This window comes from Oceanobacillus saliphilus (genome assembly GCF_023522835.1).
In the GTDB taxonomy this organism is placed as follows: domain Bacteria; phylum Bacillota; class Bacilli; order Bacillales; family Amphibacillaceae; genus Oceanobacillus; species Oceanobacillus saliphilus.
This window is the reverse complement of record NZ_JALCZU010000001.1, coordinates 14982-27575: the sequence shown is the minus strand read 5'-3', so window position 1 is coordinate 27575 and position 12594 is coordinate 14982. Positions and strand designations below refer to the sequence as shown.

The window sequence follows — 12594 nt, the reverse complement described above, 5'->3', positions numbered from 1 at the left end:
CAGATGATTTCATTATACTATCTTTTATTTAGTATGCTTTTTTTCACATTAATAACGGGAGCAATCCTAATCCAGATTTTCAAAAAGCAGCTGGTGATTTCCGCTAGAACGATGGATTATTTTGGTATCGATGAAGAAAAGATAAAGCGCGAAAAAAAGCAAAGAAGAAAGACGACACCTCATTTTACGTTATTGAAAAAAATGAGTGATCAAGGAAAGTATTTTGTCGGTCAGCGAATGCCTACTTCCAAAAAGAAGGAATTAGAACAGCGATTGCGTGAAGCAGGCTATCCGCTTAACATGTCACCGATTGATTTTCGGTTTCTCCAAATCTTAATTGGACTCATTATCATGATTGGCATGTATACGTTAGTAGGAAATGGCGATACAGGCTTCCTATCCAGCATATTTCTGGCTGGCGTTGTCAGTGTCCTTGGTATGTATTTCCCCTCCTTTTACTTAAGTGTCATCATTAAAAAACGAAGACAGGAAATTTTAAAAAGCATGCCGGATTTTTTTGATATGGTCAATCTATCCATTGAGGCTGGAATGGGACTTGATGCATCATTGCTGAAAGTTTGCAAACAATCGAAGGGAGCATTATCGGAGGAATTCCTCCAAACGCTTGAGGACATGAAGTTAGGAAAATCAAGAAGAGAAGCATTCTCCGATTTAAGAAGTCGTGTTCCCGTTCACCAGTTTCAAAGTATCATCACCTCACTTATTCAAGCAGATCTATTAGGTGTCGGAATGGCCAAGGTTATTCGTTCCCTAACCGAAAGAATCCGAGAGCAGCGCACACAATTGGCACGCGAACAAGCGATGAAAGCACCTGTAAAAATGGTCTTTCCCATGTTATTATTTATTTTCCCATCCATGTTTATCGTCTTACTGGGACCACTAGTAATCTATTTGCTTGAGACAATTTAGTCATGGAGAGGACCGAACAGTGAACTGTCACTCCAAGAATTTCGTCGAATCGTTGTTGGGATTGTTAATAGGAGGGATTTTCATTGTGGATGTTTAGGTTGGTAAAATCTAGTCATTAAAAGTTACGCTCACATGTGCTAGGTTAATAGGGCTGAGACATCGGTCCTATTTCTATGTACTATAACCAGGTAAAATATAGATACTATTATCCATTTTCCTAATTATCAGATAAATATATTGTAAACGCTTTATTTTGTTGCTATAATTGTTTTATATTCTTAGTTTGTTCAGTAAACAAATTAGGAATATCCATATATAGAAGGGAGAGAAAGTTGATTTTTAAAAATGTTTGTAAGCGTTTAATCTAATTAGGGAGGCAGAAATTAAGATGATTCAAAAACGTTTTAGAAAAATTATGTTTATATCATTAGCATTAATATTAGCCATACCATTAGTATTGCAACCTGTATTCGCTGCAGAAAAGAAAATCAAGAATCCACCGGAAGTAGAATCTAAAATAAATGGAATTTTAGTTGTCGATAATTATGAATTTAGAGATTTAAATAATAACGGAATATTGGATGCCTATGAAGACTGGAGATTGCCCGTTGAAGAACGTGTAGATGACTTAATATCGCAGATGACGTTAGAGGAAAAGGCCGGTTTGATGTTTATTTCCTCTCATTACAGTGCAAATCGGGCAAGTTGTACGGAATTCAATGAACAGTATGATAAATTATGTGAATCAGATGTATGGGATACAACGAATAGGTGGGCACAGCCTGGTGATCCAAACTATGAATTCGATGCACCTGTCCTTGATGCATCAGGCACTACAGAAGGAATATTGGACCGTAATTTACGTCACTTCATCTTACGTGAAAATCCACAAGCGGATGAGCTTGCAATTTGGTTAAATCAAATTCAAGAAGTGGCAGAAAGCTCTAGATTGGGTATTCCAGCTGTGATTACTTCCAATCCAAGAAATCATATTAATGATAATTTGGCTTTCGGATTTTCGGAGTCATCAGGGGTATTTTCTGCGTGGCCAGGAGAATTAGGTTTTGCGGCATCCCGTGATGCGGAAATGGTAAAAGAATATGCAGAAATCGCAGCGAAAGAATGGCGAGCGACTGGTATTCATAAGGGCTATATGTATATGGCTGATATTATAACCGATCCACTTTGGGGAAGAACGAGTGGGACATTCGGCGAACACCCTGACCTTGCTGCAGAAATGATCTATGCAATTGTAAAAGGGTTCCAAGGGGATGAACTTAGTGAAAATAGTGTTTCCTTAACAACGAAGCATTTTCCAGGTGGTGGAGCTCGCGATGATGGAAAAGATCCGCACTATTTAGATGGAAACTTCAATCCATATCCGACAGAAGGAAGTCTTGAGAAATATCATATCCCACCATTTTTGGCTGCGATAGAGGCTGGTACGTCGTCGATAATGCCTTACTATGCATATCCAAGCAATGAGTTTAGCGTTGATCAAGGATTACCATGGTATAGCGAAACAGAACAGTTTGAAGAAGTTGGTTTTGCATACAACCGCGCGCTTATAACCGACTATTTACGCGGTGAGTTAGGATTTAAAGGGTATATCAATACGGATACTGGTATTACGACAGCTATGCCTTGGGGTGTAGAGGATCTAACGAGAGAAGAAAGAATTGCATATGGAATAAATGCTGGGGTAAATATTTTCTCTGGTGAACCAGATCCAACTTATCTTGTTAATGCGGTGAATAATGGATTAGTAGAAGAGGAAAGTGTCAACGAATCGATTGACTACCTCTTAACGGAAATGATGCAGCTTGGTTTATTTGAAAATCCTTATGTAGACCCTGAGAAAGCGATTGAAGTAGTAAATGATCAAAAAACACAGAAAAAAGCGGATGAAGCACACCGTCAGTCTGTTGTTCTAATGCGTAACGATGATAACCTATTACCTTTAGAAAATAAGGAAATTAAAGATGTGAAGCTTTATGTAGAGGTTTTCGCTGCTAGTAATGCCGAAAACATTACAAACGGACTTAAAAAGACAATCACAGAATACGATCACAAAATAACAATTACCGATAACCTGGAAGAAGCAACACACGCTTTTCTATGGGTGCGTCCTAGAACATCAACTGCTTCCCCACAAATTAAAGTTGGGCCAGAAACAGGAATTAATGATGTAGAACGAATCAATGCGATTCAAGATGCTGTTCCAACCATTCTTGCGATAAACATGACAAGCCCATGGATTATTGAAGATATTGAGCCAAACGCAGCAGCTGTAATCAGCACATTTAATGTCAAACCAGAGGCTATCGTGGATGTTATTCGTGGCAAGTATAATCCAACTGGTAAAATGCCATTTACAATTCCAGCAAATATGGAAGCTGTTGAAAATGAAGCGGGAGATGTTCCTGGATACGATGAGGATCCGTCTTATGTTTATGTAAATAAACATGGAGATGCTTATGGATATGATTTCGGTCTGTCTTACGATAAAGGAAAAGGAAAACCCGATCACGCAGGGAAACCTGGAAAGCCTGCACATGCAGCAAACTAATAAATATTGAAAACTTGAGTCGTATCACTAATGTTGACAAATAAATAAAGAGAAAAGATGATTTCGGTACTAAACTGGAATCATCTTTTTTTTGACGGATTGAAGTTTTACTTTATTATATTTATTTCGTGGGATCAGACTTGCTGCAAGAACCCTATATACAGGTGACGCGGGCTGGTTTTTGGTAGGTTAGACGAAGTGTGTTGGCAGCACTTGGTCTATTTTTTTTGCTTGAAATAAAAGGTTATAATAAAAGTTTGATAGACGGTTGCGCGTTCATCAAGGCGATGAAGGTCAAAGCGCATTGAAGCCGTAGAAATGAACTTCATCAAGGCAATGAAGATCAAATTAAGCAGGATAAGCCGTGGAAATGAACTTCAAAAAGGTAATGAAGATCAAAGTAAGCAGGACAAGCCGTAGAAACGAACTTCATCAAGGCAATGAAGATCAAAGTAAGCAGGACAAGCCATGTAAATGAACTTCATCCACGCAATGAAGATCAAAGTAATCAGGACAAGCTATGTAAATGAACTTCATCAAGGCAATGAAGATCAAAGTAAGCATGACAAACCGTGTAAATGACCTTCATCAAGGCGATGAAGGTCAAAGTAAGCAGGAAAAGCCGTGTAAATGACCTTCATCCAGACAATGAAGATCAAAGTAAGCATGACAATCCATGGAAATGACCTTCATCAAGGCAATGAAGATCAAAGTAATCAGGAAAAGCCGTGGAAATGAACTTCAACAAGGCGATGAAGGTCAAAGTAAGCAGGATAAGCCGTGTAAATGACCTTCATCCAGACAATGAAGATCAAAGTAAGCATGACAAACCGTGTAAATGAACTTCATCAAGGCGATGAAGAGCAAAACGCAATCACAAAGAAAGTTACCAAACACAACAGGTATATAAAAAATATGTTCAGCATGCTAAGTAAAGGGGATAAGGTATAGTGCCACTTCAAGTCGAATCCAGAAACCTATCCATTTCCTAATATTTCTTGCCAAAATTGTCGAATTCCCATAGACAAATGAGACTAACTTATGTATCCTAAATAGGTATGTCATCAAGGAGGAAATAACATCAATGAATAATCAAGATCATAAATCAGTAAAAATCGTGACAGCTGATCCATCTGCAATAGGGTTGTTTGGTTTAGCAATGGTTACGTTAGTAGCATCATCAGAAAAATTAGGCTTCACAGACGGAACTTCATTAATATTGCCATGGGCTTTCTTTTTAGGTGGTCTAGGCCAATTATATGCGAGTTTTTTAGATTCAAAGCATAATAATGTATTTGGCACAACGGCATTCGGAGGATTTGGTCTATTTTGGTTAGGTGTTGGAACGACGTGGATGATCCAAATGGGAGCATTTGGTGAGACCTTGCTTGTGAACGCAGATCCTAAACAGTTAGGTGTCGCATTCGTCGGCTACTTAATCTTTAGCTTATTTATGACAGTTGGAGCAATGGAAACCCATAAAGTATTATTTTTCATCTTCGTGTTTATTGATTTCTTATTTATCGGATTGTCCTTAAGTTCATTTGGCATTATGTACGAATTTTCGCATATGCTAGCAGCAATCTCAGAATTGCTTATTGCTTTACTATCATTTTATGGTGCAGCAGCTGCTGTGTTAAACGTACATTTTGGAAAAGTTGTTTTACCAGTAGGAAAACCATTCGGCATATTTAAGTAAGTTTGCGTGTCCTCCACTAGTTGGGGGCATTATACTTCTTGTCATTGTCAATTCCTTAATGCGGTCTTTAACAGTGCAGAAAGAACATGATAGACAGCCATACCAAAAATCCACCGAGTAAAAGCTTATGAGGATTATACAGCTACTTGGTGGATTTTCTATTTATAGATTGGCAACTTTCCTAATATAAATTAATATAAATACGTACGTAATAAGACTTAGTGACATTTCAAAATCCATACAGATAATCTATGAATACAACAAACAAATGACAAATTCCTCACTAGCTTTCTCCACAGAATCATTTAATAATTTTGTATTAACGAATCAAATTAGCAGCATTCAAATACCCAGCACCTTGGGCATAAGGGGATTGTCCCAAATCTTCACATGCGTTCATAAGCTGTTCTTTTACTTGGTCAGGGGTAAGATTAGAAGTACGTTGAAGTAACTGTGCAACTACTCCTGCACATATCGGTGTAGCCATGGAAGTTCCGGATAAGGACATATAGTGTTCATCGACGCGTGCAGCTTTATTGGTTTTATCGAGGAAAGATCTGGGTGACCGTAAAGAAATAATAGCTACCCCTGGCGTTACTACATCTGGTTTCGTTAGACCGTCAATGGTCGGACCTCTGCTTGAAAAATCAGCTACGTAATCATCAGAACGGTCGACAGTATTATTATCGTCTGTTGCACCAACTGTAATGACTTTAGGGCTTATACCAGGACTTGCAATGGTTTGCTCTGAAGGACCTGAGTTACCAGCAGCTACACAAACAACCATTCCGTTATCCCACGCCATTTCAACAGCATTCACTACAGGATCATCTGCTGCAGATTCTATAGCATCGGAACCAAGTGAAAGGGAGAGGATATTAATATTATATTCTGACTGATGTTGGATGCACCAATCAATACCTTCCATAACAGTTGATAATGAACCGAAACCCATTTTATTTAGAACTTTAACACCAACTAAGTTAGCATCAGGTGCTGGACCTTGGTATTTTCCGCTAGATAATAAACCATTACCTGCTGCATCCCCAGCACAATGGGTACCATGCCCATTATCATCATATGAATCATTTCTACCATTAATAAAATCTACAAAACCAATGATACGACCTTGTAAATCCTCGTGCGGATGTATACCAGTATCAATCACTGCAATCGTGACGCCTTTTCCTGTTAATCCATGATCTTGTAATACATCTGATTTTATTGCTGGAGATGCAGTATCAAGTAAAGTTGTCATCTTTCTATCATAATAGATTTTTTGGATGTGGTTGCAGTTTTTCACTAAATGCTCGATATCTTCTACAGATAATTTTCCTGAACAACATGAAATCGAAGGAAATTCGCGAAGTGACTTGCATTTTGTTTTCTTAACCTCATTTAAACCATCAGCAAAGGAACCTGGCTTAAACTTGATGACAACCGGTAGTTTCTTCGTCTTCTTCCTCATTCGTTCTATCGGGCTTTGCAGAAAACACGGAACGTAACGAAATGGTCGATAAAAGTTAATCATTTCTTGCCATATTTTTTTGTCCATTTTCTTTCCATTGCGCCGGACCAATTCAATCATTGAAAAATTTAACATCAAATTCCTCCTTTCATAGATTTACGTTATTGTACGTAAACTGTCAGAAAGGAGAGTAGTTAAATCGTATAGTAAACATAAAAAGAGGTAGATAACTATGCTTTTCTTGGATAACTTGAAGTATTTCTTCTAGTTATTGGATTGGAGACCTGAATTATTATAGTTTAGTAGTTTAGAAATTTCTATAAAAGTACCTTGTATCAAAGACAAACAAAAAAAGCGATGCCAAAACAGCAAGGCTCCAAACGATAAATGATATGTCATTCAGCTTGCTAAGTGGAGAGGGACCAGGGAAAAGACACTGCCTCATAGTTTGGCCAGTAAACCTGTCCCCTTAATCCACACACTATGTTTATTCTTGCTCTTCTTCCTCTGTCTCTGCAGGTTGTTCAGTTGAATCTTCGGTTGCTGGTTCCTCTGGGCTTTCTTCATCAGATCCACATCCGACCAATAATCCAGCAGAAAGGATAGCGATCATCATGGATAATGTTAATTTTTTAAACGTCAACACAATCACCTCTTCTAACATATTTGTTACTCTTTTATTATAAAATAGTTTTATTAAGTTAATATAAATTTATTGTTTAAATACTGAAAATAGTCAAATCATTCTTAATACTATTAGACTAATTTGAACTTTATATAGAGATAAGGCAAGTATTTTGAACTATCATAAATAGGTAAAACGTATTGGTTAGAATTTCATTCGTTTGCTCTATTGAAAACAGGATCTCAAGGACAGGTTCCTTGGTCCATTTTTAAAGTATAGAAAGTTAACCTGTCTCTATAGCCTGGACTCATCATTACAAACACTTCTTGCAAACGTAAAAAGTCCACACCTAAGATGTGGACGATTACGATGATTTATATATTCTCCTGCTCTTCCCATTTTGCAACTTCCGCACGAACAATCGGTGCGACTTCTTTCCCTAATAATTCAATGGATTTCATGACGTCTTTATGCGGCATGGAACCAACTGGAACATGAAGCATAAACCTTGTAATACCGACATTTTTTCTTAAAAAGATAATTTTTTCAGCTACTGTTTCTACATCCCCAGTGTAAAGAGCACCTTCCAGGCTGCGTGCATGATCAAAGGTCGAGCGTGTATACGGTCCCCAACCTCGCTCTTTTCCAATCACATTCATTGCTGCTTGAGTTGACGGGAAAAATTTCTCTATTGCCTCGTCTGTACTTTTTGCGACAAAACCATGTGAATGGGAGGCAACCGTCAATTTGGTTGGATCGTGTCCATTCCGTTTTGCCGTCCGTTTATACAATTCAACGAGCGGGGCAAACTGGAGCGGGCTTCCGCCAATGATTGCGAGTACAAGCGGGAGCCCGAGAACTCCGGCCCTAGCCACTGATTCCGGTGTACCTCCGCTGGCAATCCAGACCGGAAGCGGATCCTGAACGGGTCTAGGATACACACCGCGGCCATCGATACTTGGACGATGCTTTCCATTCCAAGTGACGATTTCCGACTTACATATGTTTAATAACAAATCCAGTTTTTCGTCATAAAGCTCATGATAGTCTTGGAGGTCGTATCCGAATAACGGAAATGATTCAATAAACGAACCGCGTCCTGCCATAATTTCTGCACGTCCATTTGAAATCGCATCAACGGTTGAAAAATCCTGAAATACACGCACCGGATCATCAGACGATAAAACTGTAACGGCGCTAGTCAATCGGATTCGTTTTGTCTTGGATGCAGCAGCTGCAAGAATTACAGCCGGTGCTGAGGAAGCATAGTCTTTCCTGTGATGCTCCCCGACCCCGAATACATCCAACCCAACCTGGTCTGCCAAGACAATTTCGTCTACTACCTCACGAATTCGTTCTGCATGACTGGTTACTTTCCCTGTATCTATATGTGGTGTTGTTTCTACAAATGTAGTAATGCCAATTTCCATGTTGGTCTCCTCCAATGTGAAATCCATATCTATTGATTTCTTTTATCATAGGGGAAGGAGCTTATTTTTGGCAAATAAAGCGTTTCGTGAATATTGCCATGGCAGGACTAACATTGCATTAGGTAATATAACTCACTTAACTTCACATGTTTTTTAAGGAATTAGCAAACACGTTCCTAAACCCATCAATACGAATATGGTGGAATGTTAACAAAATAGGTTTGATAAATCTACAAACATTCATGTAATGGGTATAGAACTTCTCATTTATATGCCTATGATTGCTAGATATTTATTCGTTTCATTGGCAAAGATACCATATGGAGTTAAAACCACATGTTGAATTTGGGACTATCCAGGCTTTGCTTTGGAAATCTTAAGGAGATCGCTTAAATAGAAATAAGTCTTTGGTAGTGGATCAAGTTGCTATCAATCTTGTATTCTCCTAGTTTATCTTTATGGATTCCAATGGGTCGAAACTTCTTCCTGTCCTTATAGGAGCCCTTCCCCCCGCTGTTTAACATGTTACTTCTGTTTAAAAATAGTACCCTCCTTTCATTTTTGCTATACTAATGAAGGAGTGAGGGAAATGATTCAAAAGGACAGGGGAGATCGATATGGCAAGCACATTACTAGCCAGAATAAACGAGCAAATAAATCAATTTTCCAAAACAGAGAAGAAGATCTCTACCTATATTTTAAATCATGCAGAGTTAATTCCGAACATGACAACAAAGGAATTAGCGAACAAAGCAGATGTTAGTGAAGCAAGTGTTATCCGGTTTCCAAAAAAAATCGGAATTGGTAGCTTTAAAACATTTAAAATTGTTTTAGCACAGGAATTAGCAGTAAAAGAGGAGTATATTACAGACTTTTCGATTTTACAAAAAAAGGATTCACCGTATGAAATGTTTCAGAAGGTAGTTCATGTAAATAAAAATGCAATAGAGTCAACAATGGAATCCGTAGACAAAAAAGAGTTGGAAGAAGCTGTCACTGCTCTTAAAAACGCTAGAAAAATTGTATTCTATGGAGTTGGGGGTTCTGCCATAGCTGCCATGGATGCGCTATACAAATTTACAAAGCTAGGGTTTCAGGTTGAATTTAATTTGGATTTTCATTACATGCTGTCAAGGGTTCCACATTTAAATAGCGAGGATGTTTTTGTAGCTATTAGTATGTCTGGGCGAACGAAAGATATCCTAGATTTAGCTAAATTATCTCAAGAAAAAGGAGCAAAGGTCATAGCCATTACAAATATGAATAAATCACCACTCTATAAAAAAGCAGATATTCGATTAGCGACACCAAATGTGGAACAGGACTTTCGCATTGGAAGCATCACTTCAAGAATGACGCAATTGACAATTGTGGACAGCTTATATATTAGTATTTTTAACATCATCGGTGAGAATGTTCTAGATGAATTTCAAGAAGCGAGGGATCATGTAGTGGAATTAAGAAGATAAGTTCTTTTTTTTGTCATAAATGAAATTAAATTTCATTAAAAATGAATATTACATTGACTTTTAAATTCAAAATGAGATACGATAGAAATATAAGAGAGGAGCTGATGTAATGCTAGAAAAGTTAACGACAGAAGCGCGAAATCAACAAACAATGCATTTAGATGAAATGTCTATCATGGAAATATTGAGAACGATGAACAAAGAAGATGAAAAGGTTTTAAGCGCAATTCAGGAACAATTACCAAATATAGAAAAGGCTGTCCAATATTCAATTGAATCCTTTAAGAACAATGGAAGACTTATTTATGTAGGAGCTGGTACAAGTGGCAGGTTAGGAGTACTAGATGCTGTTGAATGTGTACCTACATTTGGTACATCAAAAGAGATGGTACAAGGAATAATTGCGGGAGGAATAAAAGCGCTTTATGAGGCGGCGGAAGGAGCAGAAGATGACCCGGATCTTGGCGCAAATGATTTAAAGAACATTCAGCTGTCACATAATGATACAGTAATTGGAATTGCCGCAAGCGGGCGCACGCCATATGTCATCGGCGCATTGCAATACGCGAACTCAAAAAATGCCAGCACAGTGAGTATATCCTGTAATAAAAATGCAGCAATGAGCCAACATAGTCAGGTATCTATTGAACTAGAAACAGGAGCAGAGGTTTTAACAGGTTCTACGAGATTAAAAGCGGGAACTTCTCAGAAAATGGTATTAAATATGATTTCTACTGCAGCGATGGTTGGGATTGGAAAAGTGTATCAAAACTTTATGGTAGATTTAAAACCAACAAATGAAAAATTACAAGAAAGATCTAAACGTAACATCATGGAAATTACTGGGGTCGATTATGAAACCGCTAACACGTATCTTGAAAAATCAAAGCATCAAGTGAAGGTTGCTATCGTTATGATTTTATTGCAATGCTCCTACGAAGATGCTAGGAGCAAAATCAAAAGCTCTGATGGTTTTGTTCGCCGTGCATTAACCAACTAAAATGGGAGGGTTTAAAATGAAGAAAGAAGAAAGAATGGCCAGTGAGATTTTAAATGATATCGGCGGTAAGGAAAATATTCAACGCGTCGCTCACTGTATGACACGGTTACGGTTGTCATTAAAAGACGATTCAAAAGTAAATTTGGATGGATTGAAGCAAGTTGATGGTGTGATGGGGGTAGTCGATGATGAGACACTCCAAGTTGTTATTGGGCCAGGTACCGTAAATAAAGTTGCTGCTGAAATGAGTAAAATCACAGGGCTTGGAATCGGGGAAGAAGCAAGTCTAGATGATGAAGATCTAACTTTTGAAGAAAAGGCGGCGCTTGATAAAGATAGAATCAAATCTAAGAATAGGACACCATTTAAAAACTTTTTACGTAAACTTGGGAATATATTTATTCCATTAATTCCCGGGCTAGTAGCATCAGGGATTATTAATGGAGTCGCTAACTTTGCAGTAAACGCGGGGGTAGACAGAGAGCAAACATGGATGCAAATTTTACTCTTATTTGGAAGCGTTGTCTTTGCTTCATTAGGAATCTTAGTTGGTTGGAATACCGCAAAAGAATTTGGTGGGACACCAGTATTGGGTGCGATTGCAGGGATGATCTTATTTAGTCCGTTACTAGCAGACATTACCATTTATGGAGAACCGTTAATCCCAGGTAGAGGTGGTTTATTTGGTGTTATCTTTGCCGCTTGGTTAATGACCTTTGTGGAGAAAAATGTCCGAAAAGTAATGCCTGATGCAGTTGATATTATCTTCACACCATTAATTACATTACTCGTTGTTGGATTTACATCATTATATGCCATTATGCCAGTAGCCGGAGTGCTCTCAGACGGTATCACAATAGGGCTAACTTCCTTAATTGACACAGGTGGAGCGATTGCTGGTGCAGTTCTGGCTGGATTCTTCCTACCATTAGTTATGGTTGGTTTACACCACGGCTTAACACCAATCCATCTGGAATTGATCAATGTTTATGGAGAAACAGCATTATTAACTATTTTAGCTATGGGTGGAGCTGGACAAGTTGGTGCAGCAATTGCAATCTATGTGAAAACAAAAAATAAACGCTTACGGAATATTATCAAAGGGAGTACACCAGTAGGATTCCTAGGAATTGGTGAACCGTTAATGTACGGTGTAACGTTACCATTAGGACGACCATTTTTAACAGCTTGTTTAGGGGCTTCGGTTGGTGGAGCATTCCAAGCAGTAATGAGTACCGCTTCTTCAGGAATTGGCGTTTCTGGGTTATCCTTAATCCCACTTATTACAAATGGGCAATATTTCACCTACTTCTTAGGTCTCGTCATTTCGTATACATTTGGTTTCATTTTCACGTATACGTTTGGCTTCAAAGAAAGTATGGCGGATGGAATTTAATAGTTTCC

At 38.2% G+C, this 12594-nt stretch carries 9 protein-coding genes; 6 read left to right on the top strand and 3 right to left on the bottom strand.

The window, feature by feature from the left end:
- The first annotated feature begins 3 nt into the window (after positions 1–3).
- From MN204_RS00105 to MN204_RS00095, 3 genes are all read left to right on the top strand, one after another.
- Complete coding sequence (locus MN204_RS00105; protein WP_249869041.1) at positions 4–930, top strand: type II secretion system F family protein; 927 nt, start codon at positions 4–6, stop codon at positions 928–930.
- Positions 931–1318: 388 nt separating this feature from the next.
- Positions 1319–3499 carry a glycoside hydrolase family 3 protein gene (locus MN204_RS00100; RefSeq protein ID WP_249869040.1) on the top strand — a complete coding sequence of 727 codons (2181 nt, stop codon included), beginning with the start codon at positions 1319–1321 and terminating at the stop codon, positions 3497–3499.
- A gap of 1084 nt (positions 3500–4583) precedes the next feature.
- The gene (locus tag MN204_RS00095; RefSeq protein WP_249869039.1) at positions 4584–5198 is read left to right on the top strand and encodes an acetate uptake transporter; all 615 of its coding nucleotides are present in this window, start codon (positions 4584–4586) and stop codon (positions 5196–5198) included.
- A gap of 319 nt (positions 5199–5517) precedes the next feature.
- Here MN204_RS00095 and MN204_RS00090 read toward each other — a convergent pair whose 3' ends face one another.
- The 3 genes from MN204_RS00090 to MN204_RS00080 all read right to left on the bottom strand — a co-directional run bounded on the left by MN204_RS00090 (position 5518) and on the right by MN204_RS00080 (position 8721).
- The gene (locus MN204_RS00090) at positions 5518–6801 is read right to left on the bottom strand and encodes a S8 family peptidase (RefSeq protein ID WP_249869038.1); all 1284 of its coding nucleotides are present in this window, start codon (positions 6799–6801) and stop codon (positions 5518–5520) included.
- A gap of 352 nt (positions 6802–7153) precedes the next feature.
- Complete coding sequence (locus MN204_RS00085; RefSeq protein ID WP_249869037.1) at positions 7154–7309, bottom strand: hypothetical protein; 156 nt, start codon at positions 7307–7309, stop codon at positions 7154–7156.
- 356 nt (positions 7310–7665) lie between these two features.
- Positions 7666–8721 carry an LLM class flavin-dependent oxidoreductase gene (locus MN204_RS00080; RefSeq protein WP_249869036.1) on the bottom strand — a complete coding sequence of 352 codons (1056 nt, stop codon included), beginning with the start codon at positions 8719–8721 and terminating at the stop codon, positions 7666–7668.
- 617 nt (positions 8722–9338) lie between these two features.
- Here MN204_RS00080 and MN204_RS00075 point away from each other — a divergent pair.
- The 3 genes from MN204_RS00075 (at position 9339) to MN204_RS00065 (ending at position 12586) form a co-directional block, all read left to right on the top strand.
- Positions 9339–10190: a MurR/RpiR family transcriptional regulator gene (locus MN204_RS00075; RefSeq protein ID WP_249869035.1), complete on the top strand. Its 852-nt coding sequence runs from the start codon at positions 9339–9341 to the stop codon at positions 10188–10190.
- Positions 10191–10299: 109 nt separating this feature from the next.
- Positions 10300–11190, top strand: a complete 891-nt coding sequence (gene murQ, locus MN204_RS00070; RefSeq protein ID WP_249869034.1) for an N-acetylmuramic acid 6-phosphate etherase — start codon at positions 10300–10302, stop codon at positions 11188–11190.
- A 16-nt stretch (positions 11191–11206) separates the two neighbouring features.
- A complete protein-coding gene (locus MN204_RS00065) occupies positions 11207–12586 on the top strand; it encodes a PTS transporter subunit EIIC (protein WP_249869033.1) in 1380 nt (459 codons plus the stop codon).
- The last annotated feature ends 8 nt before the right edge of the window (positions 12587–12594 follow it).